A 26,148-nucleotide genomic window follows, 5' to 3' on the forward strand; every position below is an offset into this window, starting at 1 on the left:
TTTCTGTTCTGGCCCGCGCGGGGCGATTCGTGGCGGCCCATGTAACGACGGTTTGTGACGGGGGCTAGGGGGAGTGGGCGGGAGGGGAATTGTAGCCTTGGTCGAATTCCCGCGCGAACTCCGCAAACCGGCCGTCCCCGATCGCCTCGCGCATCGCGGCCATCAGCGCCTGGTAGAACCACAGGTTGTGCTCGGTGGTCAGCATCGCGCCGAGCATCTCGCCCGATTTGTGGAGGTGGTGGAGATAGGCGCGCGAATAGTGCGCGCAGGCCGGACACGCGCAGCGCTGGTCGAGCGGGCTGGCATCCTCGGCGTGCCTGGCGTTGCGCAAGTTGAGCGGGCCCGCCCAGGTGAACGCCTGCCCGTTGCGGCCCGAACGGGTCGGCAGGACACAATCGAACATGTCGATGCCCCGCGCCACCGCACCGACGAGGTCGTCGGGCTTGCCGACCCCCATCAGGTAGCGAGGGCGGTCCGCGGGGAGCATCGGCGCGGAGAAATCGAGCGTGGCGAACATCGCCGCCTGCCCCTCGCCCACCGCCAGTCCGCCCACCGCGTAGCCGTCGAAGCCGATGCCGGTCAGCACCTCGGCGCTGGCGCGGCGCAGACCTTCGTCGAGCGCGCCTTGCTGGATGCCGAACAGGGCCGCTCCGGCAGCATGATCCTCGCCCGCATCGAACGCCTCGCGGCTGCGCAACGCCCAGCGCATGCTCAATTCCATCGACCGCGCGATCTCGTCGCGCGGGCGGTCGGCCTTGGGACATTCGTCGAACGCCATGACGATGTCGCTGCCGAGCAGCCGCTGGATTTCCATCGAGCGTTCGGGGCTGAGCATGTGGCGGCTGCCGTCCAGGTGGCTGGCGAAACTCACCCCTTCCTCGGAGATCTTGCGCAGCGCGGACAGGCTCATGACCTGATAGCCGCCGCTGTCGGTAAGGATCGGACGATCCCAGTTCATGAACCGGTGCAGCCCGCCCAGCCGCGCCACCCGTTCGGCGCCGGGGCGGAGCATCAGGTGGTAGGTGTTGCCGAGGATGACGTCGGCCCCGGTCGCGCGCACCGCCTCGGGCTTCATCGCCTTGACCGTGGCCGCAGTGCCGACGGGCATGAACGCGGGCGTGCGGATTTTGCCGCGCCGCATTCGGATGCTGCCGGTGCGGGCCTTGCCGTCGGTGGCGGCGATTGAGAAGGCGAAGCGGGTCACGCCCGCCCGCTACCCGCTCAGTCGCGCAGCCGCCAGCCCGTCTTGAAGATGTAGGCGATCACCGCGATGCACAGTACCTCGAACCCCACCGTGCATGCCAACGACAGCGCAATCGGCACGTCGGAGGATCCGGTGAAGGTCCAGCGCAGGCCGTTGATCAGGTAGAAGATCGGATTGAACTGGGCGATCGTGCGCCACGGTTCGGCCAGCATCTGCACCGAATAGAACGTGCCTCCCAGGAACGTCAGCGGGGTGAGGATCAGCATCGGCACGATCTGAAGCTTTTCGAACCCGTCGGCCCACAGCCCGAGGATGAACCCGAACAGCGCAAAAGCCGACGCGACCAGCATGACGTAGCCGAACGCGTAGAGCGGATGGACGATCGTGTAGTCCACAAACAGCAGCGCGGTGGCCAGGATGATGGAGGCGATGACCAGCGACTTGAGGATGGCAGCGCCGACGAACCCGATCAGCGTCTCCAGCACGCCCACCGGCGCGCTCAGCAGTTCATAGATCGCGCCCGTGAACTTGGGCATGTATATCCCGAAGCTGGCGTTCGAGGTGGTCTCGCCCAGCAGCGTCAGCATCAACAGCCCGGGCACGATGAACGCGCCATAGGACACCCCGTTTATCTCCGGGATGCGCCCGCCGATCGCCGCACCGAACACAACGAAGTACAGCGAGGTCGTCAGCACCGGCGAAAGGATCGAGCCGAACGCGGTGCGGAAGAACCGGGCGACCTCGTTGCGGAAGATGGCGATGGCGCTGCGAAGGTTCATGCCGGTTGAAGCTTGTTCTCGACGAGATCGACGAAGATGTCCTCGAGCGAGGACTCGCGGGTCTCCACGCCCTCGAAAGCAACCCCGTTCTGCACCAGCAAGCGCAGCAAGTCCGCGATCTCGCGCTTGCCTTTGCCGGAACCGTCACCGCCGCGATAGACGAGCGTGCGACCGTCTTGATCCATCGACAGCGGATAGGCGCCAAGCCAACCGGGAATTTCGCGCTGCGGCTCGGCTAATGCGATCCGCGCCTCGGTGCGCCCGGAGCCGAGCCATGATCGCGGTTTTGTCGTCGACCAGCAGCAGCTTGCCCTTGTTGATCACCCCTACCCGGTCGGCCATCTCCTGGGCCTCCTCGATGTAGTGGGTGGTGAGCACGACGGTGACCCCGCGGTCCCGCAGCTCGCCGATCTGGCGCCACATGTCGCGGCGTAGCTCGACATCGACTCCGGCGGTGGGCTCGTCGAGGAACAGCAGCTCGGGATCGTGGCTCAGCGCCTTGGCGATCATGACCCGTCGCTTCATGCCGCCCGACAGCGCGCGAATTTGGCTGTGGCGCTTGTCCCACAGGCTGAGCGAGCGGAGCACCTCTTCGATCCGCTGTGGGTCCGGCGCGCAGCCGAACATCCCGCGTGAATACTCGACCGCGCGATCGACGCGCGCGAACATGTCGAAGCCGAGTTCCTGCGGGACCAGGCCGATCCGGCGGCGCAGGGTCCGCCAGTGGCGCGACATGTCCTCGCCGAAAGCCGAGATCGTACCGCCGGTCGGGCGGACCAATCCACAAACCGCGCCGATCAGCGTGGTCTTGCCCGCGCCATTGGGGCCGAGCAGCGCAAAGATTTCGCCCTTGCGGATGGAGAGATCGACATGATCCAGCGCCACCGTGCCTCCGGCGTACTGCTTGCTCAGCCCTGAGATTGAGAGGATCGGTTCGGACACTGCGCCCCGTTTCGCGGAGCGTGGTGTCGCTGTCCAGCCTCGATTAGCGTCAGAATTGAGTGTTCAGGCAGGAATCCAGTTGCCGTGGAAGCCCGGCGGGATCCGGTGGGGCAGGTGGACGGTGGCAACCGGCGTTCCGGTGAAATCGTGGGTGTCGAGGATCACCAGTTCGGTCGCCTCGCGCGCCGCGTCGATCACCAGGCCCATCAGCCAGCCATCGCCTTCCGGCGCGTCGTCGGCGCGGGGGACGAACACGAACTCGCCGGGATAGCGGCCTTCGCCGAAATCGCGCACCTGCTTCGCCCCGGTGACCAGATCGTGCGCGAACAGGCGGGTGTCGGAGACGAAACCGGGGTGCTCGGTCTCGGGCAGCGCGAGCGACCAGGCATAGCGATAGTCGCGGGCGAAGAAGCGTTCGTCGGGACGCGGGAATTCCTGTGGCGCGGCGTCGATGGTGCGCCGCGCGACGGTGCGCGTCGCGGGATCGGCGGTCCACCGCTCTAGTCCCTGGCTGCGCCCGTTGGGGCCCTTCATGCCGCCGTCGAACATGGTCTCATACGGGCAGACGTCGATCACCACCCGGCCCCGGGCATCCTCAAAGCTGTTGGAGACGTGGAACACATAGGCCGGATCGACCGCGCACCAGATGACGTCTTCGGCGGCGCCGCTGCGCGGGAGCAGGCCGACACGCGCCTTGTGTTCGCGGTTCCAGCGGTAGGGGAAGCGGAAACCGCTGAGCAGCGCCTTCATCGAGAACGTCACCGGCAGATCGAAGATCACCACGTACCTTTCGGTCAGCGCGCAATCGTGGACCGAAGGGCCGTTCTGCACCGGGATCGCCAGCTCGCGAATCACCCGTCCGGCGGAATCGATCACCACGTGGCGCAGCTCGTTGGGATTGGTCGCGTCATAGGTGATCGCGTGGTTCTCGCCCGTCGCCGGATCGTAGTGCGGGTGCGCGGTGAACGGGCCATCGAGGGTGCCGCCGAAATTGCTGTATTCCTGGCGGTCGAGCGCATGGTCGAAACCGACCGGATAGCTTCCCGCCTCGACCAGCGCCATCGGCCGACCGGCGATGCCGACGACGTTGGTGTTCACGTTGTCGCTTCGGCCCCGGCGCGGGCCGGGCGCGGCGGCGGGTCCACCGAGACGCTCGACGTCATGCGAGCGGACCCAGCGGTTGCGGTACTCGGCCGTGCCGTCCTTGAGGCGGATCGCGTGAACCATGCCGTCGCCGACGAACCAGTGGTAGCCCGCCGGGTCAGGCGCGAACGGGTTGGGTCCGGTGCGCATGTAGCTGCCGTCGAGTGCGGCGGGAATCGCACCCTCGACGCGAAGATCGGCCAGCGTCAGCTCCTCCGCCATCGGGCGATGGATGCCCGAAAGGAACGGGTGGTCATGCTCGTCCTTCATCCGGCTGCGGTTGAATCCGGCGACGGCTTCGATGCCCTTGCCGACCGTGCCCACGATCGCATCCTTGAACGAGGTTGCCATTCCGACTCGCCTTTCTTAGAGAATGTTTACGGCGTTATCATCGCGGGCGAAGTCAACAGTGTCAACATCGAAAGTGGCCGAACGCAAATATCATCACGGCGACCTGCGCGCCGCGCTGCTTGCCGAGGGATTGCGCCTGATCGAGGAGGCTGACGCCGACGCGCTGTCGCTGCGCGAAGTCGCCCGCGCCGCCGGGGTCAGCGCCACCGCGGTCTACCGCCATTTCCCCGACAAGCGCGCGCTGATGGTCGCCTTGGCGCAGGAAGGCGTGCGCCGCCTGGGCGAGGCGCAGGACGCCGCCGCGACCGGCAACGGGGCTACAGCGTTTTCCGCGATCGGCCGGGCCTATGTCCGTTTCGCCCTGGCCAACCCGGGGCTGTTCCGGCTGACCTTCACCTATCCCGGCCTTGAAATCGGCGATCCCGGTAACGACCGGGCCGCCAGCCTGCTCCACGATCATGCGCTGGAACTGGCCCATGGCGACGAGCGCCTGGCGCGGATCGTCGCGTTGCGCGCCTGGGCGCTGGTCCATGGTCTCGCGCTGCTGATCCTCGACGGCCGTGTCCCGCGCGACGATGCCCTTATCGACGCGACGATCGCCGCCGCCGCGCTCGCCCAGGACGCCGCCTGCCCTTGAGCCGCCCGGCGAATTTCCCGATAGGGCGGGCATGACCGAACTCGACACCCTCTATTTCGACACCATCGCCTGGTTTTCGAGCCATGCGCTGCGGATCGCGCTGGCGATCGGGATCGGGGCGCTGCTGGTGCTGCTGTTCACCGGGCTCAAGCACCTGCTGCTGCGCGGCGCGGCGCGGCTTGGCGGTGACGGTTCGTGGCCCGCGCTGATCGCGGCGGTGATCCGCAAGACGCGCCTGTGGTTCCTGATCGCGCTCGCCGCGCGGTTGGTCCAGGGTTACGCCAACGCCCCCGAAATGGTCGGCAGGACCATCGGCTTCGTGTTCATCGTCGCCGCGACCTTCCAGGCGGCGATCTGGGCGCGGACGTTCGTGCTCGGGCTGATCGAGCACCGCGCCGGGCAAAATGGCCAGGATTCGGGCCTAGCCAGCGCGATGGCGATCATCCGCCTGCTGGTGAGCTTCGCGGTGTTCGCGATCGCGCTGATCTTCGTGCTCGACAACCTGGGGGTCAACGTCACCGGCCTCGTCGCCGGGCTGGGCGTGGGCGGCATCGCCATCGGGCTCGCCGCGCAAGGTATCTTCGGAGATTTATTCGCGGCGCTCTCGATCCTGTTCGACAAGCCGTTCCGGGTCGGCGACACGATCGTCTATCAGGGCAAGGAGGGCCCGATCACCGGCCATGTCGAGCGGATCGGCCTCAAATCCACCCGGATCCGCGCGTTGACTGGCGAGCTGCGGATCATCGCCAACGCCAAACTGCTCGAACAGGAGCTGACCAACATGGCGGGCCAGCGGTTCTTTCGGATGCAGATCGCCGTCGGCGTGGTCTACCACACCCCGCCCGAGCTGGCCGAGGCGATCCCGGCGATCATGCAGCAAACGGTCGAGGCCGCGGGACAGACCTTCGTGCGCGCCAACTTCGCCGCGTTCGGGCCGAGCTCGCTCGACTACCAGCTGGTGTTCGAGGCCGAGGTCGGCGACCTGCCCGAGGCCAAGGCGGCCTACCAGGCGGTCGCATTGGGGCTGCTGCGCGCGTTCCGCGAGCGCGGGATCGAGTTCGCCTATCCCACCCAGACCACCTACACCGCCGCACCCGACGGCACGATGATCATGCCCTACGCTGGACCGCCCGCCGCGCCCGGCAAGAGCAGCGAAGCATCGCCATAGCTGTAGAAGCGGTATTCGGCGGCGATCGCGTGGGCATAAGCCGCCTGCATCGTCTCCAGCCCCATCAGCGCCGAGACCAGCATGAACAGCGTCGAGCGCGGCAGGTGGAAGTTGGTCATCAACCCGTCGATCGCGCGGAAGCGATAGCCAGGGGTGATGAAGATCGCGGTGTCGCCCGCAAACGGCTGGATGACGCCGTCTTCCCCCGTCGCGCTTTCGAGCAGGCGCAGGCTGGTGGTGCCGACCGCGACGATCCGTCCTCCGGCTTCGCGCGCGGCGTTGAGGCGGGCGGCGGTGGCGCCGTCGATCTGGCCCCATTCGGCGTGCATCGCATGGTTTTCGGTGTCGTCGGCCTTGACCGGCAGGAACGTCCCCGCGCCGACGTGCAACGTCAGGGTCTCGCGCGAGATCCCCGCGGCGTCGAGCGCATCGAGAAGCGCGGGGGTGAAGTGCAGCGCGGCGGTGGGCGCGGCGACCGCGCCGTCCTCGCGCGCGAAGATCGTCTGGTAGTCCGCGCGGTCGGCGTCGTCGGTCGCGCGTTTGCCCGCGATGTAGGGCGGTAGTGGCATCCGCCCCGCGCGTTCGAGCAAGACCTCGACCGGCTCCTCGCCGCCGAACGCCAGGGTCCAAGAGCCGTCCGGGTGAAGCGCATCGGCGCTGGCGCTCACGCCCGCGGCAAAGTCGATCGTATCCCCTTCCCGCAGCCGCCGCCCGTTGCGCACGAACGCCTGCCAGCGGCGCAAGTCGATCCGTTTGTGGAGCGTCGCCCCGATCCGCGCTGCGCCGCGCCGACCTTCGAGCTGGGCGGGAATCACCCGGGTATCATTGAACACCAGCACATCGCCGCGGCGCAGCAGGCCCGGCAAGTCGCGGATCCCGGCATCGCTCAGCTGGCCGGGTCGCACCACCAGCATCCGCGCCGCGTCACGCGGCCGCGCCGGGCGCAGCGCGATTCGTTCGGGGGAAGCTCGAAATCGAACAGATCGACGCGCATGGGGCGCCTGTAGGCAGCGTGTACGATTGCGTCGAGTGAACCAGCACCTCTCCCCTCACCGGGGAGGGGAAAGTTCAGTTCGACTTGGAAGCGTTCAGCTCATCGATCGAGGGCGCCGCGACCACTGCGGGAGCCGCCGCTATCACCGGTCGCGGCTTGTTCTCGCTGGCGAGCGAGGCCTGGACGATCTTCGTCGGGTTGGCCGGCGGCTCGCCGCGGACGATCGCGTCGACGTATTCCATTCCCGAGATCACCCGGCCGAAGTTGGTGTACTTGTTGTCCAGCGCGAAGCGCGGGTAGAACATGATGAAGAACTGGCTGTTGGCGGTGTCGGGATCGTTGGTCCGCGCCATCGACACCGTTCCGCGCACGTGTGGCACCGGGTTGAACTCGGCCTTGAGATCGGGCAGCGGCGACCCGCCCTGCCCGGTTCCCGTGGGATCGCCGGTCTGGGCCATGAAGCCATCGATCACGCGGTGGAAAATCACCCCGTTGTAGAACCCCTGCCCGGCCAGCGTCTTGATCCGCTCGACGTGCGCAGGCGCCCATTGCGGCTTGAGCCGGATGTCAACGCGCCCGCCGTTCGAAAGATCGAGCACCAGCACGTTTTCGGGATCGTGGGTGGGATCGGCATCGAGTGTCATGTCGATCGGGGCGGGCGGCGGGACCAGCGCTTCCTTCTTCTTGGCGGCGACGGGCGAGGCGATCAAGGCCAAGCCGAGAACGGCGGCGGCCAGCACGGGCAAACGCATAAGGTATTCGAGCTCCGTCGCGGGAATGAGGGTGGTCCCGGCGGCGGCGCGATACCGCGAACCGTCTGTCCCCGCAATGAATAAGGGGGGTGTGCGAGGATGGGTTCAGCGGTTGCCCAGCAGCCCGTTTTGACGCACCCGCGCATTGACCTCGTCGCGCACCGTTGGGGTCACGAACTTCGCGATGTCGCCGCCATAGACGGCGATCTCCTTGACCAGGCGGCTGGCGATCGGCTGGAGCGCGACGTCGGCCATCAGAAAGATCGTCTCGACCCGATCGTTGATCTGACGGTTCATGCCGGTGAGCTGGTATTCGTACTCGAAATCGGTGACCCCGCGGATACCGCGGATCACCGTGGCCGCGCCCTGACTTTCGGCAAAGTCCATCAGCAGCGAGTTGAAACCGACGACGCGAATATCCCCGTCCAACCCCGCGACCTCGCGTTGCACCATCGCGATGCGCTCGTCGTCGGAGAACATCGGCGACTTGGCGATGTTTGTGGTGACCCCCACGATCAGCCGGTCGACCAGCTTCGCCCCACGGCCGATGATATCCATATGGCCGAGCGTGATCGGATCGAACGTGCCCGGATAAACCCCCACCCGTTCCGCCATCTAGTGATCCCTCTCGAGAACGTACCGCGCCACCGCACGCAGGATGCCGGCTTCCTCGCCGCAGCCGGCGAGTTGCCCGATCGCCTGGTCGACCAGCATCGTCGCCTGCTCGCGCGCGCGCTCGACGCCAAGTAGCGAGAGAAACGTCTGCTTGCCCGCGTCGGCGTCCTTGCGCAGCGCTTTGCCCGCCACCGCCTCGTCGCCCTCGGCATCGAGCATGTCATCGACGATCTGGAAAGCGAGGCCAAGATCTCGAGCGAACCCGCGCAAGTGCTGGCGTCCCTCGACGGGAACCCGCCCCAGGATCGCCCCCATATCCACCGCCGCCGCAAGCAACGCGCCGGTCTTGAGAGCCTGGAGCCGGGTTACCGTCGGCAAGTCGAACACCTCGTGCTCGGCGACCATGTCCATCATCTGCCCACCGGCCATGCCGCTCGCGCCGCTGGCGGTGGCGAGCGCGTGGCACAGCTCGATCCGCACGAACGGATCGCCGCTGGTGGCAGGGTCGGCGAGGATTTCGAACGCCATCGCATGAAGTGCGTCGCCCGCAAGCACCGCGGTCGCCTCGTCGAAGGCGCGGTGGACGGTCGGCTTGCCGTGGCGCAGCGCGTCATCGTCCATGCACGGCAGGTCGTCGTGGATCAGCGAGTAGATATGGATCGCCTCGATCGCGGTGGCGACCCGCACCGCCGCAGCGCGATCGACCGCGTGCATTTCGGCGGTGGCGACCAGCAGCAACGGGCGCAACCGCTTGCCCCCGCCGATTGCGGCATAGCGCATCGCTTCGACCAGTCGCGCACGCGGGTCGGCGGGCACCGGCAACAGCGCATCGAAGCTGGCGTCGATGTCGCGCGCGATCCGTTCGAGCGGCTCGCGCAGATCGGAGGATGCGGCAGCGTCCGCCGTCACCAGCGTCACCGCGCGCCGGTATCGTCGAACGGACGCAGGCCGGTGGGCTGGCCGTCGGCGCCGGTCACGATCGCTTCGATCCGCGCCTGCGCCGCATCAAGCCGCGCCTGGCAATGTGCGCGCAGCAGATTGCCGTGGGTATAGAGATCGATCGATTCCTCGAGCGGGGTGTCGCCGCTCTCGAGCCGTCGCACGACATCCTCGAGCGCCCTGAGCGCGTCTTCGAAGTTCAGGCCGGAAATATCCTGGGCTGCGATGTCGGGCTGTTCGGTCATACCGGCGGCAGCATTGACCAGGCATGGCGGCATGGTCAAGCTGGCTCCTGTGCCCCGCCCGCTTGGCCAAGGGGTGATCAGGAGACCGGGGCATGAAGTGGATCATCGCATACGTTGCCGCGGGGCTGTCGTTCGGGGCGCTCGATGCGGTGTGGCTCGGCTGGGCCGGCAAGAACCTCTATCGCCCCGCGCTGGGCGAGCTGCTCGCCCCCAGCTTCCGCCCCGCCCCGGCGATCGCGTTCTACTTGCTCTACATCGCCGCGCTGGTGTGGTTCGCGGTGCGCGCGGGACACACCAGTGGCCTTGGGGGCGGGATCGGCATCGCGGCGCTCAACGGCGCGCTGTTCGGGGCGATCTGCTATGCCACCTACGACCTGACCAACCAGGCGACGATGAAGGTCTGGCCGGTGCACGTGACGCTGATCGACATCGCCTGGGGCGCGTTCGCCAGCGCCGTCGCGGCGGCGGTGGGCTTCTGGGCGATGGCGCGGTTGGGGTGAGGCCATGCTCATAGGTCACTGGGCGCCTGCCCTCGCCGCCGCCGCTCACCCGCGAGCGCCCAAACTCGGTACGCTGTTCGTCGCCGGACAACTGGTCGACTGGGGCTTCTTCGCGCTGCTGCTGACCGGCGCGGAGAAGATGCGCGTGGTGCCAGGGATCACGGCGATGAACCCGATGGACCTTTATCAGATGCCCTACACGCACAGCCTGCTGGGCAGCGCGGTGTGGGCGGCCGGGTTCGCGCTTTTCATCTGGCTGTGGCGACGGGATCGGGTCGCCGCGGGCATCGCGGGCTCGGTAGTGCTGTCGCACTGGCTGCTCGATCTGCTGGTCCACCGCCCCGACCTGACACTGGCGGGATCGTCCCCAAAGTTGGGGTTGGGGCTATGGAATCACCCGGGAATCGAGATGCCCCTGGAATTGTCGCTGACGTTCGCTGCGCTCGGCTTCTACCTGGCGCGAACTCGCGGCCCGGCGCTGCCCGCGATGGTCCTGGCGGCGATTCTGCTCGCGCTCCAGGCGGTGAACTGGTTCGGGCCGGTGGCGCGCGAGGTGACGCCGGAAACGTCCTTTCTGGCGTTCTTCGCTTACGGCGTGGCTACGCTGGCCGCAGGGTGGCTGGGCCGAATCCGCCGAACCGCCGTGGGCACTTAGCGCTTTCCTACACAGTCGGCTTGCCGCCATCTCGCATAGGCCAAGCCGCGCAGAATCACTCCTGGCACCGATTCGAGAAACTCGAAGATCACGGCTAGATCGGCAAAGGTCACATCGCTCGACGCGAGTGCTCCAGTAAGATTCTGAAAACGATGAGATATTCTAGAAAATCCGAAGAGATTCGCTTCGCGTTCCGCGGTCCATCCGCGGCTATCGCGGCCCAACCGCTGGCGCTCGCTCCGAGGCCCCGCTAAGGGCGCGCGCATGCCACAAGCCACCGATCAGATCACCCCCGAAACCGTCGCCGCCCACGGGCTTTCCGAGGACGAATACGCCCGCGTGCTTCATGCGCTGGGGCGCGAACCGAACATGGTCGAGCTGGGCATCTTCTCGGTGATGTGGTCCGAGCATTGCAGCTACAAATCCTCGCGGTTGCACCTCAAGAAGCTTCCGACCGAGGCGCCGTGGGTGATCTGCGGACCGGGCGAGAACGCCGGGGTGATCGACATCGGCGACGGGCCGGACGGCACCAAACTCGCCTGCATCTTCAAGATGGAGAGCCACAACCACCCCAGCTACATCGAGCCCTACCAGGGGGCGGCGACCGGCGTGGGCGGCATCCTGCGCGACGTTTTCACGATGGGCGCGCGGCCGATCGCCAACCTCAACGCGCTGCGCTTCGGCAGCCCCGACCATCCGAAGATGAAGCATCTGGTCCAGGGCGTGGTCGCGGGGATCGGCGGCTACGGCAACTGCGTCGGCGTGCCCACGGTGGGCGGCGAGACCAACTTCCACCCGGCCTACGACGGCAACATCCTGGTCAACGCGATGACCGTCGGTGTAGCCGACCAGGCCAAGATCTTCTATTCGGCGGCGACCGGCATCGGCAACTCGATCGTCTACGTCGGCTCCAAGACCGGGCGCGACGGCATCCACGGCGCGACGATGGCCAGCGCCGAATTCGACGAGAACTCGGACGAGAAGCGCCCGACCGTCCAGGTCGGCGATCCGTTCACCGAAAAGCTGCTGATCGAGGCCTGCCTCGAGCTGATGGCCACGGACGCCATCGTCGCGATCCAGGACATGGGCGCGGCGGGGCTGACGTCGTCCAGCGTAGAGATGGCGAGCAAGGGCGAGGCCGGCATCCGCCTCAACATGAACGCGGTTCCCTGCCGCGAAGAGGGGATGACCCCCTACGAGATGATGCTGTCCGAGAGCCAGGAGCGGATGCTGATGGTGCTCAAGCCCGGCAAAGAGCCGATGGCCGAGGCGATCTTCAGGAAGTGGGAGCTGGACTTCGCGGTGATCGGCGAGGTTACGGACACCGGCCACATGGTGCTCGAGTTCGACGGCGAGGTGGTCTGCGACATCCCGCTTGGCCCGCTGGCTGACGACGCGCCGCTCTATGACCGGCCCTATCTCAGCCAGGAGGACTACAAGGCGTGGGCGCAGGTCAAGCCGCTCGGGGAGATCCCCGAAAGCAACGATATCGCCGCCGACCTGCTCAAGCTGATGGCCTGCCCGGACTTGGCCTCGCGCCGCTGGATCTGGGAGCAGTACGACAGCCAGGTCGGCGCCGACACGCTTCAGAAATCGGGAGGCGACGCAGCGGTGGTGCGCATCCACGGCACCACCAAGGCGCTGGCGATGACGACCGACTGCACCCCGCGCTATTGCTACGCCGACCCGGTCGAAGGCGGCAAGCAGGCGATCGCCGAGGCCTATCGCAACCTGTGCGCGGTCGGGGCGAAGCCGCTTGCGGTGACCAACTGCCTCAACTTCGGCAGCCCCCAGCGGCCCGAGATCATGGCCCAGATCGTCGGCTGCCTCCAGGGAATGGGCGAGGCCTGCATCGCGCTCGACATGCCAATCGTGAGCGGAAACGTCTCGCTCTACAACGAGAGCAAGGCGACCGGCGGCGGCAGCGCAATTTTGCCGACCCCGGCTATCGGGGCCGTGGGGTTGCTGAATGATCATGAAAAGATGGCCACGATCGGATTGAAAGCCGACCAGACGCTGATCCTGATCGGCCATACCAACAGCCAGGTCGGTCAATCGTTGTGGCTGCGGGAATGCCATGGCGGCGAGATGGGCGCCCCCCCGCTGTCGATCTGGGTATCGAGCGACGCCATGGCGAATTCGTCCGTTCGCTGATCGATTTGGGTCTCGCCACCGCGGTACACGACTGCTCGGACGGCGGCGCCCTGGTTGCCATCGCGGAAATGGCGCTGGCGGGCGGCGTCGGGATCGAAGTGACCTTGCCCGACGTGGTCAATCCGGCAGCGGTTTTGTTCGGCGAAGATCAGGCGCGATATCTGGTAGCGACTGGCGACGAGGGAGGGGTCGTCGCCGCGGCCAAGGCAGCCGGAGTGTTTGCCGCCGTGATCGGCAACATCGGCGGAAATGCCGTCCGTGGTCCGGGCTTCGACGCCCCCCTCGCCGACCTTCGCGCCGCCAACGAGCGCTTCTTCCGCGAGTGGATGGAAGCGTGATTCGGGGCACCATCCGCGTCGGCGTCGGCGGGTGGACGTATGAGCCGTGGCGCGGGGTGTTTTATCCGGAGGCCTTAGCTCAGAAGCGCGAGCTGGAATACGCCGCGCAGCATCTGACCGCGATCGAGATCAACGCGACGTTCTATGGGCGGCAGAAGCCGGAGAGTTATCGCAACTGGGCCAAGGCCGCGCCCGATGGCTTCAAGTTCAGCCTCAAGGCTTCGCGCTATGCGACCGCGCGCAAGGTGCTGGCCGACGGCGGGGATTCCATCACGACATTTCTCGAGCAGGGCTTTACCGAACTCGGCGATCGGCTCGGGCCGATCCTGTGGCAGTTCGCGGCGACCAAGCGCTTCGATCGCGACGATTTCGCCCGATTTCTCGACCTCATCCCCGACCAGCAGGACGGTACCCCGCTGCGCCATGCGCTCGAGCCGCGCCATGAAAGCTTCCGCGATCCGGCGTTCTACGCGCTCGCCCGCGCCCGCAACATGGCGATCGTGTTTGCCGACGACGACGAATTCCCCTGCATCGACGAGCCGACGGCCGACTTCGCGTATACCCGGCTCCAGCGCAGCGTCGAGAGCGTTGCCACCGGCTACCCGCCCAAGGCGCTGGACGGATGGGCCGAGAAGGCGCGCGCCTGGGCGGCGGGCGGCCGCGACGTATTCGCCTTTTTCATCGCGGGGGCCAAAGTTCGCAACCCCGCCGCCGCGCAGGCGCTGATCAAGCGCCTCGAGACCTAGTCAGGCCGTCTGCGGCTTCATCAGCTCGTAGGGGTCCTGCCCCTCCTGGGCCCAAACCCGGTGTGCTTCGGCGTAGTGCTTCGCCGGCGTGATGTTGAGCTTCCGCCGCGCCTCGTCCAGCGGCATCGCCAGCAGCTCGCGGATCGGCATTTCGGCAATGCGCGGGCAGGCCTTGCCCAGCTTCTGCCCCTCGCGGATCGCGGCCAGTACGGGGGCCTTGGTCTTGGTCTGGCGCTTGATATGCAAGCCACCGAGATAGGCGATGAAAAGGTGCGCGGGGCTGGGCGACTGGCTGAAGGTGAATGCCAGCACGCACTGCTCGCCCAGCGGGTCGCGGCCATAGCCGGTCAGGACATGGAGCAGATCGTGGGTGTCGCGGTGACGGCGGCCGTACCACGACAGGACGTCGTCGTAGCGCGGACGATCGCCCCACGATTTGGCCTCTTCCTCGACCAGCCCTGCGGCGCTCAGCCCTTCGCGCTCCATGAAGTCGCAATAGGCGGCGGCGACGGTGCCGGCGCCAAGTGCGCGCAGGGCCGCATGATCGTCGAGGATCGGTGGCAGTTCGGGCTCTTGCCGATAGATCCCCGCGGCCGGTTCGCTGGCCATGAACGCTTCTGCGCTGGGAACGAAGTCGCGCCGCGGAAGGGCCTCGAAGATGGCGAACACCTCGGCGGTGTTTTCCTTGTCCTTGAGCAAGCGGCGGAAATGCCCGAGCGCCTTGAACGGCCGCGTACGCAGCTTGGTGCGGCGCGGATCGGCGAAAACCCGGTCGGCAGCGGGGGCGAAATCGTGGACGAGCGCGTTCATGGAATCGCGCCTAGCATAACTGACATCAATGTCAATATATCAGCAGCGACACGCCGGCTTGGCTGCCGGCTTGGGCGCGGTGGCGCGAAATTCCTCCGGCGTTAGCTGAAGGTTGCCGTCGCGGTCCGCACCCTTGAAGCGGTTCGCGGTGGTCACCGCCCATTCCTCGAAACTGAGCAGATTGTTGCCGTCGAGGTCGAGCTTCCTGAACGCTGCCGTGCGCGTGGCGAGCAGTTCGTTGCGGCTGATCAGGCGGTCGCCGTTGTGATCGAAGCGCGCAAACCGGCGCTGCTCGCGGCTCATCTCGCTGGCCTCGGGCGGAGCGGGACCGCGCAGGCCCGCCACATTCGCCGAAGGCAGCGCGCTTGGATCGCCCGGCGGACCGGCATCCTCGCCCAGCAGATCGGGCGGTGGCGCCCCGGCTTCGAGCGCGTCACGTCCGGCGAACCAGAACACACCAGCGGCGGCGAGCAGCAGCACCGCCAGCGCACCCAGCACGATCCGGTTCATCGCCGATCCCCCCCATCACCGCAGTATTAGCCTAACGCCCGAACATGCCAAGCCGGACGATCCGCAGGAGCGCCAACGCACCCACCTCCTCAGCTGGTGGCAGATTGGCGAGGATCAGCAACGGGCGCAGCGCGCGGGGCAGACGCTGCACCGCGATCGCCGCGCAGGGCATGGTCCAGCGTCGCGCTGATGCCGCGATCGCCAGCCCATCGACCGGGCACCCGATGACCCGGGCAAGCGCCGCCACCGCCCCGGTGCGCGCTTCCACCAGGCGGGCCAGCGCGTTCTCGTCGGCATCGTCCCCGACCAACCCTTCCCACCCGTCGATCAACGCTTCGAGCGCGGGGCGCTCGCCGTCGAACGCCGTCAGCGCGGCGAGCAGCGGTTCGCCAACGGGCCACGTGGCCGCTGCGGTCCGCATCCGGTCGCGCCACCAGGCGAGCTTGAGCTGCGCCAGCAGCGGCGAACTGGCACCGGCGACGGCGCGGGACAAGCGGTGATCGAACGCCAGCAGCGCGGTCCAGGCCGAACGTGCCTGCCCCGGCGCATATGCTATCGCCAGCCGCATGGGCGGTGGTAATTCGCCCGAAACTCCACCAGTTTCAGCGCTCTGCGACGACACGATCAGCCCCGTGGATTGAAAGACGGCGTTAACCATCCTGCTTGAAGGACCGCTTACCAGGCCCTGCTATTCGCAAGCACTATGCCGAAGAAATTTGGCCGAAGCGGAATTCAACGGGGCAAGCTGGACATGCTGGATAAAGTCAAGCGGCTCATGACGAGCCTCCGCCGCAATATCAGCGGAAACGTGCTGATCCTGTTTGCCGCGGGCGCGCCGGTGTTCATCGGCGGGGCCGGCCTCGCGGTCGATACCGCGCAATGGTACATGTGGAAGCGCGAGATGCAATACGCGGTCGATCAGGCTGCGATGGCTGGTGCCTGGTCGCGCGTCGGCGGCACCACCGGCAACGAATACAAGACCCGCGCGCAACAGGAACTGACGGCGAACCTTCAGGTCGTGGACTTTCAGGGCACGCCGTCGATCACCCTGGCGAACTACGCGGGGCAGACCAACAACAGCGTTCTGGTCACCCTCAGTGCCACCCGCGAGCTCCCGTTCAGCAAGCTGCTGACAGGTTCGGGCACGACGATCAGCGTATCGGCACAGGCCGCGTTCGAGAAATCGCAGGCTTTCACGGCATGTTTGATTGCGGTCGATCCGAGCACCAGCGGTGCGATCCGGTTCCGTGGCAATGCCTACCTCGTCGCACGCTGCGGCGTCGCGGCTCTCTCCAACAGCGACACCGCGATCATCAAGAGCGGCAACGGTGCGTTCAACGTCGGCTATCTGGTGGCCGCCGGACAGATCGACGATGCGCTCGCCGGGACCTTCACCGATCCGCACACCGGCCTGCCTTATACGAACGTCGCCTTCGAAGGTCAGACGGGGCTGGTCGATCCGTTCGGCGAGCTTTCTCCGCCGAACAACCCTACACCGCGGACTTACGCCTGCGGTTCGACCACGAGCTATACCGCAGGTTACACCAACACGACGCTGATCGAAGACTGGACCTACACCGCTACCGGCGCCAACGGACCGTGGGCGGGTCCCAGCAAGGCACAGGTTTCGTCGGCGACGCAGACCGGGACTGAACCCGCCACGGCCAGCACGCAGGTCAACAAGAACAACAATCCGGCGACCCCGCAAGTCACGACCGTGCCCGGCTCGGTCCAGACCGTTCCCGGCGCTCCGGTACAGACCTGCACCGGCAATGGTAAGAACAAAGTCTGCACCACGGCGCCCGGTCCCAGCACCTATAAGCGGATCGATCGGGTGACCACGTTCACCCACAAGATCGATTCGGTCAGTTCGACGACGAGCCCGACCGTCGCGGCGATGCAGCCGGGGACCTATTCGTCCTTCACCGTCAGTTGCAATACGACGATGGCGTCCGGGGTCTATGTGATCAACGGTGGCCAGTTCAAGGTCAACGCGCAGGATACCGTCACCGGCGCGGGTGTGATGATCGTGCTCAAGAACGGGGCGAGCATCGACATCAACGGCGGCAGCACGCTCAATTTGCGGGCCATGTCGACGACCGAAATGATCGCCGCCGGGATCAGCGAAGCCGAGGCGCTCAAGCTCAAGGACATGCTGATCTTCGAGGATCGCAACTCATCCGGCGCAGGTTCAAGCGGCGACAAGCTTAACGGGAATGCCGGCGCGGTGCTCGAGGGCACGGTCTATCTGCCCAAGAGCGACATCAGCTTCAACGGCACGTTTGGAGTGGTATCTCGCTGCCTGGTGATCGCGGCGAAGACCATCGACATCGGCGGCACCGCTGACATGGCGTCGTTCTGTCCGGCTGGAACCGCCGATCACACCGGCGGTGTCTCGATTGGCGGCGGTGCTGCCTCGGTGCGGCTGGTCGCATGATCCGCTCGTTGTCCCGGATGCTGCGCAACGAGCGCGGCGCGATCGTGGTCGAAACCGCACTAGTCGCGCCGGTGCTGGCGCTGCTCAGCTTAGGTGCGTTCCAGGTCAGCCAGGCGGTCGCGCGTCAGCACGAGCTTCAGACGGGCGCGGATGATGCGGCGTCGATGGCGCTCGCTGGGTGGAAGGACGATTCCGCCGAGGTCACCGCGCTCAAGAGCGTCCTGAAGACGACGCTTGGACTGACCGACGCGCAAGTCACGATCACCCACAAATACCGCTGCGGGACCACCGCGGCCTATGTCAACGTCAAGACCGACTGCGCGGCGGGGTCGATCGTCACCACCTATCTGCAAATCGCGCTGACCGACACCTACACTCCGACCTGGGCCGATTTCGGTATCGGCAGCCCGCTCAACTACCACGTCACGCGCACAGTGGTGCTGTCATGAGCGGCATTCTTCAGCGCCTGCGGAACAGTTCCGCGGGAAGCGTGGTCGTCGAGTTCGGGATACTCGCGCCCGCCATCATCACCCTGTTCCTCGGGGTCCTCCAGGTCGGAACCTGGATGCACAGCTACAATGCGCTGCGCTCGATCGCCGCGGAGACAGGACGCTATACGGCCGTGCAGTATCAGAAGGCCAACCATATCAGCAACATCGACATGGCGACTTGGGCTAGAAACCGCGCAATCGACGCGTATCTGTTCAAAGCCGCCGATGTCTCGACCGACGTCAGCGACGCGGCAAATCAGCAAATACTCGGGGTCACAGAAAAGACCCTGACACTCACCTACAAATACGAATCGTTCATGTCGATCGTGGGCATCGAAGACCAAACGGTGACTTTCTCTCGCCCGATCTTCGTCAAGTCGACCTGACGCGCCTTAACGCTCCGGGCCGATTTTCCGACGCGCTCACGCTTAGCCCTTCGGCAGGCTCAGGATGAACCGCCGATCTCCGGTCGCTAGTCGAGCCACAGCGGGGTAGCGCGAACGTGTCTCGACTTCGCTAGACACGAGCGGGGTCAGCGCGGCTTTCGTGCACGAAGCTCTAGCTGTGGAGCCTCAACAGGTTGTTCACCGGCTGACCCAGTCGGCTGATGGGCGGGTTGGATTGTAGACTACCGTGAGGTCGATGCCAGTTGTAGTTGTGGAGCCAGGGTTCAAGCGCCTGTTTTCGGTGTTCCGAGGTAGGATAGGCTCTGGCGTAGGCCCATTCGCGCAAGCTGGTTTGGATGAAGCGTTCGGCCTTGCCATTGGTCTTGGGGGTGTAGGGTCTGGTTCGGATGTGCTTGAGGCCAAGTGCCTTGCAGGCATCGCGGAATGCGTAACTTCGGTAGCACCCACCGTTGTCGGTCATGACGCGGGTGACGGTGACTCCGAGGCTGCGATAGTATTCGATTGCCGCGTAGAGGAAGGCGACGGCGCTTTGCTTCTTCTCGTCGCGGTGGATCTGGCTGAAGGCGATGCGTGAGGCATCGTCGATACAGACGTGGACGAACTCCCAACCGGCACCATATCTCTCGCCAGCGCGATAGCCACGGGTGTTGCTCTGTCGGGTCCGGTCGCCGGTGATACGGTGTCCGATGCTCTCGAAGCGGCCGAGCTTCTTGATATCGATGTGGATCAGCTCACCGGGATGGGCCCGCTCATAGCGGTGTACCGGTACTGGCGGATCGAGGTCGCGCATGCGGCTGAGACGGACTTTGCGTAACACCCGGCTGACGGTAGCAGGCGAGACCGCAAGCATTCTGGCAATCTGCTTGCCGGTGATGCGCAGCCGGCGCTGCGCGATGATCTCGTCGATGATATTGGCCGGCGTGGCGCCGGGAAACCGGCGCGGACGCGAGCTGCGATCGGCTAGACCGGCCTCGCCTTCAGCCCTGTAGCGCGCCAGCCACTTGGCGACGGTTCGCTCCGAGACCCCCAGGGCGGTTGCAACCGCCCTGGGGGTCTCGCGCAGCACCATTATGCGCCGCACGATCTCGGCTCGACTGAAAGGCGTGGTTCGGGCATTCTTGTGGATGTTCATCCGGTCATTCCTTCAGTGCTGACGTGTTGCAACATCAGTCTGACCGGATCACACCGGATGAACAACCTCCTGAAAGCTCACATCTAGCGGTTGCAGACCTTCCTAACCGCGGCAACGATCCGCGGCGCGTCGATCAGCGCGATTTTTTCCAGGTTGGCGGCATAGGGCAGCGGGACGTCCTCGTCGCACACCCGCAATACCGGGGCATCGAGATCGTCGAAGCCATCTTCCATGCAGATCGCGATGATCTCGGAAGCTATCGAGCATACCGGCCAACCTTCTTCGGCGATGACCAGGCGGTTGGTGCGCGCCAGGCTTTCGAGCACCGCCGCCTTGTCGAGCGGACGCAACGTACGCAGATCGATCACCTCGGCGTCGATCCCCTCGGCGGCGAGCGTCTCGGCGGCCTCGAGGCTTAGTCCTACCCCGATCGAGTACGTGACGATCGTCACGTCCTTGCCCGGACGCACGGTTCGCGCCTTGCCGATTGGCAGGACCCAATCGTCGAGCTGCGGCACATCGAAGCTGCGCCCATAGACCAGCTCGTTCTCGAGGAAAACCACGGGGTCCTCACTTCGGATCGCGGCCTTGAGCAGACCCTTGCAGTCCGCCGCGTCAAACGGCGCGATCACGATCAGGCCGGGGACGGAGGCGTACCACGGCGCGTAGTTCTGGCTATGCTGCGCCCCGACCCGCGATGCCGCGCCATTGGGGCCGCGGAACACGATGGGGCAGCGCATCTGCCCGCCCGACATGTAGTTGGTCTTGGCCGCCGAGTTGATGACGTGGTCGATCGCCTGCATCGCGAAGTTGAAGGTCATGAACTCGATGATCGGCTTCAACCCCCCATCGCCGCGCCGCTGCCGATTCCGGCGAAACCGTATTCGGTGATCGGGGTGTCGATCACCCGTCGCCCGCCGAACTCGTCGAGCAGGCCTTGGGTGACCTTGTAGGCGCCTTGGTATTCGGCGACTTCCTCGCCCATCACGAACACCCGGTCGTCTACGCGCATCTCCTCCGCCATCGCATCGCGCAACGCCTCGCGCACCGTGGTGGAGACCATCGCGGTGCCGGCGGGGATTTCGGGATCGGCGGCGGCGACCGGCGCGGCGGCTGGCTTGGCCGCGGCGGGGGCGGCGGCAGGGAGAGGTGCAGGAACCTCGGCCGCGGGAGCAGGAGCTGCGGCGGCTTCGGCCCCCTCGCCCGCCATGCTCGCGATCACGGTGCCGACCTTCACGTTCTCGCTGCCTTCGGGCACCATGATCTTGCCGATGGTTCCCTCGTCGACCGCCTCGAATTCCATCGTCGCCTTGTCGGTCTCGATCTCGGCGAGGATGTCGCCCGATTTGACCGCATCGCCTTCCTTGACCAGCCATTTGGCCAGCGTGCCTTCCTCCATCGTCGGAGAGAGCGCGGGCATCTTGATCTCGATTCCCATCTCAGTAGCTCCCCACCAGGATGTCGGTATAGAGTTCCGCCGGATCGGGTTCGGGCGAGCTTTCGGCGAAATCAGCGCTTTGCGTCACCGTCGCGCGGATGCGTTTGTCGATGTCCTTGAGCTTGTCTTCCGAAACCCCGCGCTGGAGCAAGTAGGCCTTGCAGCCCTCGATCGGGTCCCGCTTTTCCTTGACCTCGGTGACCTCTTCCTTGCTTCGGTACTTGGCTGGATCGGACATCGAGTGGCCGCGATAGCGATAGGTGTTGAGCTCCATCAGCACGGGCCCGTTGCCCGCACGCACGTATTCGAGCGCGACTTCGGCGGCCTGGCGAACCTCGAGCACATCCATTCCATTGACGTCCATTCCGGGGATGCGGAACGCAGTACCGCGGCGGTAGAATTCAGTTTCGGCACTGCCGCGCTTGACCGCGGTACCCATCGCATAGCCGTTGTTCTCGATCACGAAGATGATCGGCAGCTTCCAAAGCGAGGCCATGTTCATTGCTTCGTAGACCTGGCCCTGGTTGGCAGCGCCATCGCCGAAGTAGGCCAGGCAAACTCCGCCATCGCCCGTATATTTGTGCCCGAAGGCCAGCCCCGCCCCCAGGCTGACCTGCGCCCCGACGATCCCGTGGCCGCCGTAGAAGCGGTGCTCGGTGCTGAACATGTGCATCGAACCGCCCTTGCCCCGGCTGATCCCCGCGGCGCGCCCGGTCAGTTCGGCCATGATCACGTTGGGATCGATCCCATAGGCGAGCATGTGGCCATGATCGCGATATCCGGTGATCACGCTGTCCTTACCCACCGTCAGCGCCGACTGCAGTCCGACCGCAACCGCTTCCTGGCCGATATAGAGGTGGCAGAACCCGCCGATCAGGCCGAGGCCATACAATTGCCCGGCGCGCTCCTCGAACCGCCGGATGAGCAGCATCTGCTCGTAGAATTCGAGCAGCTCGGCGTCGCTGGCCTCGTAATGGCGCTGGTTGGCATGGGCCTGCTGGAGGCTGCGCAGCTCGTGGCTGGCCGCGTCGGTGCCGGGATCGACCATCACCGGCTCTGCTTTGGACGCTGCGGATCGGGCTTTGCCCGGCGCCTTGGCGGCGGGCTTGCGGGTCGACGGTCTGGCCAAGCGGGATCCCCTGTCATGCGATGGCGCTCGTACACGCGAGCGGCGCCCCCATTGGGTATAGGACCGGAATCCCCCGCGACGCAACGCGGTGAATGCGCCGCCATCCGCTACGGTTCGAATTAATTCCGGGCTTTGCCTAGCGTGGCCGCGCGATGACGATTTCGTCGGGGTGGGCGACGTTGAGGTCACGGCGAAGCAGCTCGCCGACAAGGTCGGGATCGGCGTGGCGCGGGTCGAGCAGGTCGACCCGGTTACGCAACTCGTCGCGCCGCGCGGCGAGCTGGACCAGTTCGGCCTTGCGTTCGCCAAGCAGGCGGCTGTTCTCGCTCCACGCCAGCAGCCCGCTGGGGCCGACGATCGCCCATCCCCCAAGCGTGAGCAGCGCGGCCAGCGCCAGCGACTGGGTGAGCGTCTCACGCGGCAGGCGGGGAGGGGCACGGTGGGAACGCATTGTCACCGTAGAATCACAAACGACTCGCCGATTCAAGGGGTTCGCCACGAAAGTGAAAGAAAATCGCACGAAATACCCGGATCGGGTTCGGTTGTCGCCAATTGGCCGGCGGTCACCCGCGATTCCGGCCTGTATCCAGGAAGTCGCGCGCGGAAAAATCTGCTGGCGCGGCGACCTCGACGATCGGATCGTCGCGGTCGTCCCACTCGGTGCGCAGCGCTTTGCTCATCACCGCGTGCATGTCGTAGAGGCAGGTGATGTAGGTCAGCTCGAGAATTTCCTCATCGCCGAATTCGGCCTTGAGCTGGGTGAACAGCGCGTCCGGGACCCTCCCGCGGTGGGTGACCAGGCGATCGGCATAGGCCAGCACCAGTCGCTCCTTCGCGTCGTAGCAGGTGGCGAACTGCCACACCGGGAGCGCCGCAATCCGCTCCTCGCTCACCCCCAGGCCGCGCAGCGACTTGCAATGCTGCGAGAACACGAATTGGCTGCCCGCAGCATAGCCGGCCCAGGCCTGGCCCAGTTCGCGCAGCACCGGATCGAGCTTGCGCTTGGGGTCGCGGTAGAACGCGAATCCTTGCGCGGCGTGGCGCAGCGCGTCGGGCGAGTTGGCGAAGACGGTCCACCAGTCACCGGGCGTTCCAGTCGCGGTGCCCGGCTCGGCGACCGGATCGCGCTCACCGAAGAGCAGGCGGTAGCAGTTCTTCACGACGTCGCTGGTCGCTTCGGCCAGCGGCACCTGGCGCAGCCGCGGCATCAGGCGGGCGTCATCGCGGCTGGTTCGTGGCGCACGTCCTCGGGGCCGAATTCCTTGGTCAGCGCGGCGAATTCGAGCATGATCCCGTTGGGGTCGGTAAAATAGACCGAGCGGACGAACACCCCGGGGTGTAGATTGCGCGCCACGCCCATCGCGCTGTCGTCGTGGTTCACCACCGCAGGAGTAAAGGGTACGCCCGCCGCAGCGAGCCGGCCAAGCGCCGCCTCCAGCTCGTCCTCGGCCATGTGGAAGGCGAGGTGGTTCATCGATCCCACGGCGGTCTTGGGCTTGTTGGGAAAGTGTTCGACTGAAGCGATCCCGGGTGCCGGGGGTGGCGCATCGGCCCACCAGAAAAAAGCAACGAGATTGCCGCCCCCACAATCGAAGAAGAAATGCTGCCCGCCGCCAGGCAATTCGACCGTCTTGACCAGCGGCATACCCAGAATCCGGGAATAGAAGTCAGTCGTTTCGCGCATGTCGCGGCAAACCAGCGCGACATGGTTGATTCCTGCGGTCTTGAGCATCACCGCCTCTCCCGGTGGTTGATCCGGCGAGGATGCACCCGGCAGTGGGGTGGTGCAAGCCGCCTCCTCCCCCGCGCGACACCTGATTTCCGGTGATATTAAGAAACCCGCAAACCCGTGTCCCGCTGCGGGACCGTCGCTTCGGCGAGGTTGGCGCTCCCCACCAAAAGCATAGATTTGCGGGCAGGTCAGGGGAACCAGTGCGCCACCGCACCGTTTTTGCCCTCGGAGACCTGTACAGGGAGGCCGCCATGTCGAACCTCAGCTATCGCACAAGCCAGCCCGACTCATGGGTCCAGCCGCGCCCCCACCGCGACGCCTCTCAGCGTTTCATGACTTATGGCAAGCTCATGCCGATGGAGCAGCCGGGGTTCTGGCAACGCCTCTTCGGTGCGCGCTGATCAGTTCAGCCGCAAGCGCAAATTGAGCACATTGCGACCGTTCTCTCGACAGTAGTGGAGACCGTTCGCCCATGCCTTGATCAAGGCTAGACCAACTCCGCCGCCGGTTTCGGCATCGGGACCGGTGAAGGCGCGCTCTGTGGTAGGATCGAAGGCCACGCCACTGTCGCTGAGCGTGAGCGCCACCTCGTTCGCGTCTGCACTCAACGTCAGGTCGATGGCGATCGCTCCGCCCCCTGCGCCATGGCGAATCGCGTTGCTGACGAGTTCCTCCACCACAACAGCCAGCCGCGCTCCACCGCGCTCGTCGAACCCGGCTTCTCGCGCGAATTCCTCCGCGACAGCAAGCGCGGCAAGCGATGCGAGGGCGGGATCGTCTCCCGCCGCCACCCGCGCCGAAAAGCGTTTTCCCGCCCCCATGGCGATGATATGCCACATCGGGAATCAATTGGGGGGAAGAATCGTGCGCAAGCTGTTCGCCATCGCAGCCATCGCGACCGTGTTGGCGGCGCAGCCCGCGTGGGCCGAAATCGGCCGGATCAAGAGCCACGTCGGCCCGGTCTCGATTCAGCGCGGCGGAAGCATGATCGCGGCCAGACCGGGGCTGGCTCTCGAACAGGGCGATGTGGTGCTCACCGGCAAGACGGGGCGGGTCGGGATTTCGTTTCTCGACAACACCCGGATGGCTCTGGGCCCGAACAGCAAGATCACCCTGACTGAATTCGCCTACGACCGCACCCGCCAGACGGGTACCTTCCTGACCAACGTCAACCGCGGGTCGCTCGGCGTGGTCTCAGGCAACATCGCCAAATCCAAGCGCGATGCGATGCGGGTGCGCACGCCGACTTCGATGCTGGGCGTGCGCGGCACGAAGTTCGTGGTCGAGGTCAAGTGACGCGCGCGGCGCTGGCGCTCGCCGGAGTGCTACTCGCCGCCGGGTGCGCTACCGACAAGGTGACGCTCCTCGAGAACGAGGACGGCCACCCGACCGGCGCGGTCGCGGTGTTGGCGTCAGACGGGCGTGAATCCCTTATCGACCAGCCGCTGACCCAGGCCAAACTGCGCGATGGGCCGACCAAAGGCCGTGCAGTCAAGGCGCTCAAGCCCGCCTACGCGACGCTGCTGGCCGATCTGCCCCCCGCGGCCAAGGCCTTCGTCATCACCTTTCCGCCCGATCAATCAGCGATTCCCGTCGAACAGCGCGGCATTCTCGAGGCCATCCGCAACGAGCTTTCGGTCCGGCCCGGCGCGCAGATCGAGGTTGCGGGGTTCACCGATTCGACGGGCGACGACGCGCTGAACGACGACATTTCCAAGAAGCGAGCCGAAGCGGTGGCCCAGGAACTGCGCGGGTTCGGCTTCAGCGTCGATGCCGGCGACGCGGTTGGCCGGGGCGAGGACGAAGCGAAGAAGCAGTTGGGCGACGGTGTGGCCAGCGAGGCATTCCGCCGGGTGGAGATAATCGTCCGGTAGGGCCTACCCAACCCTCGACACCGTTT

27 protein-coding genes and 4 pseudogenes are annotated in these 26,148 nt (G+C 66.0%); 12 read left to right on the forward strand and 19 right to left on the reverse strand.

Features of this window, described 5'->3' with window-relative positions:
• Nucleotides 1-64 precede the first annotated feature (64 nt).
• The 4 genes and pseudogenes from tgt to GKE62_RS03835 form a co-directional block, all read right to left on the reverse strand.
• A complete protein-coding gene (gene tgt / locus GKE62_RS03820; protein ID WP_154691083.1) occupies nt 65-1,204 on the reverse strand; it encodes a tRNA guanosine(34) transglycosylase Tgt in 1,140 nt (379 codons plus the stop codon).
• A 17-nt stretch (nt 1,205-1,221) separates the two neighbouring features.
• On the reverse strand, nt 1,222-1,983 hold the full coding sequence (locus GKE62_RS03825) for an ABC transporter permease (RefSeq protein ID WP_154691084.1): 762 nt from the start codon (nt 1,981-1,983) through the stop codon (nt 1,222-1,224).
• A pseudogene (locus tag GKE62_RS03830) lies at nt 1,980-2,925 on the reverse strand (ABC transporter ATP-binding protein). Before GKE62_RS03830 ends, GKE62_RS03825 begins: the two are co-directional and overlap by 4 nt.
• Nucleotides 2,926-2,988: 63 nt before the next feature.
• Nucleotides 2,989-4,419 carry a carotenoid oxygenase family protein gene (locus tag GKE62_RS03835; protein ID WP_154691085.1) on the reverse strand — a complete coding sequence of 477 codons (1,431 nt, stop codon included), beginning with the start codon at nt 4,417-4,419 and terminating at the stop codon, nt 2,989-2,991.
• Between the two features lie 73 nt (nt 4,420-4,492).
• Here GKE62_RS03835 and GKE62_RS03840 point away from each other — a divergent pair, with 73 nt between their 5' ends.
• Complete coding sequence (locus GKE62_RS03840) at nt 4,493-5,056, forward strand: TetR/AcrR family transcriptional regulator (protein ID WP_370516056.1); 564 nt, start codon at nt 4,493-4,495, stop codon at nt 5,054-5,056.
• 31 nt (nt 5,057-5,087) lie between these two features.
• Nucleotides 5,088-6,224, forward strand: coding sequence for a mechanosensitive ion channel family protein (locus GKE62_RS03845; protein ID WP_154691087.1), 1,137 nt, complete (start codon nt 5,088-5,090; stop codon nt 6,222-6,224).
• On the opposite strand, the pseudogene queA reads toward GKE62_RS03845, so the two are convergent.
• From queA to GKE62_RS03870, 5 genes and pseudogenes are all read right to left on the reverse strand, one after another.
• Nucleotides 6,173-7,218 (reverse strand): annotated as a pseudogene (queA, locus tag GKE62_RS03850) (tRNA preQ1(34) S-adenosylmethionine ribosyltransferase-isomerase QueA). The gene GKE62_RS03845 and the pseudogene queA sit on opposite strands and share 52 nt — an antisense overlap.
• Nucleotides 7,219-7,292: 74 nt before the next feature.
• Complete coding sequence (locus tag GKE62_RS03855) at nt 7,293-7,970, reverse strand: peptidylprolyl isomerase (RefSeq protein ID WP_154691088.1); 678 nt, start codon at nt 7,968-7,970, stop codon at nt 7,293-7,295.
• Between the two features lie 105 nt (nt 7,971-8,075).
• Nucleotides 8,076-8,585 carry a pantetheine-phosphate adenylyltransferase gene (gene coaD / locus GKE62_RS03860; protein ID WP_154691089.1) on the reverse strand — a complete coding sequence of 170 codons (510 nt, stop codon included), beginning with the start codon at nt 8,583-8,585 and terminating at the stop codon, nt 8,076-8,078.
• On the reverse strand, nt 8,586-9,494 hold the full coding sequence (locus GKE62_RS03865) for a polyprenyl synthetase family protein (RefSeq protein WP_154693543.1): 909 nt from the start codon (nt 9,492-9,494) through the stop codon (nt 8,586-8,588).
• A gap of 5 nt (nt 9,495-9,499) precedes the next feature.
• Nucleotides 9,500-9,769 (reverse strand): exodeoxyribonuclease VII small subunit, encoded by a 270-nt coding sequence (locus GKE62_RS03870; protein WP_154693544.1) that lies wholly within the window; start codon nt 9,767-9,769, stop codon nt 9,500-9,502.
• A gap of 92 nt (nt 9,770-9,861) precedes the next feature.
• On the opposite strand from GKE62_RS03870, the gene GKE62_RS03875 reads away from it, so the two are divergent.
• From GKE62_RS03875 to GKE62_RS03890, 4 genes and pseudogenes are all read left to right on the forward strand, one after another.
• Nucleotides 9,862-10,269, forward strand: coding sequence for a DUF2177 family protein (locus GKE62_RS03875; RefSeq protein ID WP_154691090.1), 408 nt, complete (start codon nt 9,862-9,864; stop codon nt 10,267-10,269).
• Nucleotides 10,270-10,273: 4 nt separating this feature from the next.
• The gene (locus GKE62_RS03880) at nt 10,274-10,924 is read left to right on the forward strand and encodes a hypothetical protein (RefSeq protein WP_154691091.1); all 651 of its coding nucleotides are present in this window, start codon (nt 10,274-10,276) and stop codon (nt 10,922-10,924) included.
• Nucleotides 10,925-11,188: 264 nt separating this feature from the next.
• A pseudogene (purL, locus tag GKE62_RS03885) lies at nt 11,189-13,416 on the forward strand (phosphoribosylformylglycinamidine synthase subunit PurL).
• Nucleotides 13,416-14,162: a DUF72 domain-containing protein gene (locus GKE62_RS03890; RefSeq protein WP_154693545.1), complete on the forward strand. Its 747-nt coding sequence runs from the start codon at nt 13,416-13,418 to the stop codon at nt 14,160-14,162. Before purL ends, GKE62_RS03890 begins: the two are co-directional and overlap by 1 nt.
• On the opposite strand, the gene GKE62_RS03895 is transcribed toward GKE62_RS03890, so the two are convergent.
• From GKE62_RS03895 to GKE62_RS03905, 3 genes are read right to left on the reverse strand one after another with little or no spacing between them, the layout of a single operon-like run.
• Nucleotides 14,163-14,972, reverse strand: a complete 810-nt coding sequence (locus GKE62_RS03895; RefSeq protein WP_154691092.1) for a Coq4 family protein — start codon at nt 14,970-14,972, stop codon at nt 14,163-14,165. It lies immediately after the preceding gene.
• Nucleotides 14,973-15,011: 39 nt separating this feature from the next.
• Nucleotides 15,012-15,482, reverse strand: coding sequence for an EF-hand domain-containing protein (locus GKE62_RS03900; RefSeq protein WP_154691093.1), 471 nt, complete (start codon nt 15,480-15,482; stop codon nt 15,012-15,014).
• Between the two features lie 31 nt (nt 15,483-15,513).
• Entirely contained in the window at nt 15,514-16,050 is a 537-nt protein-coding gene (locus tag GKE62_RS03905; RefSeq protein WP_154691094.1) for a squalene/phytoene synthase family protein, read from the reverse strand.
• A 183-nt stretch (nt 16,051-16,233) separates the two neighbouring features.
• Here GKE62_RS03905 and GKE62_RS03910 point away from each other — a divergent pair, with 183 nt between their 5' ends.
• From GKE62_RS03910 to GKE62_RS03920, 3 genes are read left to right on the forward strand one after another with little or no spacing between them, the layout of a single operon-like run.
• Complete coding sequence (locus GKE62_RS03910; RefSeq protein ID WP_195908575.1) at nt 16,234-17,919, forward strand: TadE/TadG family type IV pilus assembly protein; 1,686 nt, start codon at nt 16,234-16,236, stop codon at nt 17,917-17,919.
• Nucleotides 17,916-18,368, forward strand: a complete 453-nt coding sequence (locus GKE62_RS03915; RefSeq protein ID WP_154691096.1) for a TadE/TadG family type IV pilus assembly protein — start codon at nt 17,916-17,918, stop codon at nt 18,366-18,368. Before GKE62_RS03910 ends, GKE62_RS03915 begins: the two co-directional genes overlap by 4 nt.
• A complete protein-coding gene (locus tag GKE62_RS03920) occupies nt 18,365-18,796 on the forward strand; it encodes a TadE family protein (RefSeq protein ID WP_154691097.1) in 432 nt (143 codons plus the stop codon). The genes GKE62_RS03915 and GKE62_RS03920 overlap by 4 nt, the downstream gene beginning before the upstream one ends.
• A 172-nt stretch (nt 18,797-18,968) precedes the next feature.
• Here GKE62_RS03920 and GKE62_RS03925 read toward each other — a convergent pair whose 3' ends face one another.
• From GKE62_RS03925 to GKE62_RS03950, 6 genes and pseudogenes are all read right to left on the reverse strand, one after another.
• Nucleotides 18,969-19,949 (reverse strand): IS481 family transposase, encoded by a 981-nt coding sequence (locus GKE62_RS03925; protein WP_154691098.1) that lies wholly within the window; start codon nt 19,947-19,949, stop codon nt 18,969-18,971.
• Nucleotides 19,950-20,032: 83 nt separating this feature from the next.
• A pseudogene (locus GKE62_RS03930) lies at nt 20,033-21,387 on the reverse strand (pyruvate dehydrogenase complex E1 component subunit beta).
• A 1-nt stretch (nt 21,388) separates the two neighbouring features.
• Nucleotides 21,389-22,435, reverse strand: a complete 1,047-nt coding sequence (gene pdhA / locus GKE62_RS03935; protein WP_154693546.1) for a pyruvate dehydrogenase (acetyl-transferring) E1 component subunit alpha — start codon at nt 22,433-22,435, stop codon at nt 21,389-21,391.
• Between the two features lie 217 nt (nt 22,436-22,652).
• Nucleotides 22,653-22,967: a septum formation initiator family protein gene (locus tag GKE62_RS03940; protein WP_154693547.1), complete on the reverse strand. Its 315-nt coding sequence runs from the start codon at nt 22,965-22,967 to the stop codon at nt 22,653-22,655.
• Nucleotides 22,968-23,079: 112 nt separating this feature from the next.
• The gene (locus tag GKE62_RS03945; protein WP_154691099.1) at nt 23,080-23,724 is read right to left on the reverse strand and encodes a carboxymuconolactone decarboxylase family protein; all 645 of its coding nucleotides are present in this window, start codon (nt 23,722-23,724) and stop codon (nt 23,080-23,082) included.
• Entirely contained in the window at nt 23,724-24,248 is a 525-nt protein-coding gene (locus GKE62_RS03950; protein ID WP_154691100.1) for a VOC family protein, read from the reverse strand. Before GKE62_RS03950 ends, GKE62_RS03945 begins: the two co-directional genes overlap by 1 nt.
• A 251-nt stretch (nt 24,249-24,499) precedes the next feature.
• On the opposite strand from GKE62_RS03950, the gene GKE62_RS18390 reads away from it, so the two are divergent.
• Complete coding sequence (locus GKE62_RS18390; protein WP_195908576.1) at nt 24,500-24,649, forward strand: hypothetical protein; 150 nt, start codon at nt 24,500-24,502, stop codon at nt 24,647-24,649.
• On the opposite strand, the gene GKE62_RS03955 is transcribed toward GKE62_RS18390, so the two are convergent.
• A complete protein-coding gene (locus GKE62_RS03955) occupies nt 24,650-25,087 on the reverse strand; it encodes an ATP-binding protein (RefSeq protein WP_154691101.1) in 438 nt (145 codons plus the stop codon).
• A gap of 25 nt (nt 25,088-25,112) precedes the next feature.
• Between GKE62_RS03955 and GKE62_RS03960 the strand changes: the two genes are divergently transcribed.
• Together GKE62_RS03960 and GKE62_RS03965 are read left to right on the forward strand one after the other, a co-directional pair.
• Nucleotides 25,113-25,544 carry a FecR domain-containing protein gene (locus GKE62_RS03960; RefSeq protein ID WP_230206899.1) on the forward strand — a complete coding sequence of 144 codons (432 nt, stop codon included), beginning with the start codon at nt 25,113-25,115 and terminating at the stop codon, nt 25,542-25,544.
• Nucleotides 25,541-26,122: an OmpA family protein gene (locus GKE62_RS03965; protein ID WP_195908577.1), complete on the forward strand. Its 582-nt coding sequence runs from the start codon at nt 25,541-25,543 to the stop codon at nt 26,120-26,122. The genes GKE62_RS03960 and GKE62_RS03965 overlap by 4 nt, the downstream gene beginning before the upstream one ends.
• The last annotated feature ends 26 nt before the right edge of the window (nt 26,123-26,148 follow it).

The sequence above is a fragment of the Novosphingobium sp. Gsoil 351 genome (assembly GCF_009707465.1).
Lineage (GTDB): Bacteria > Pseudomonadota > Alphaproteobacteria > Sphingomonadales > Sphingomonadaceae > Novosphingobium.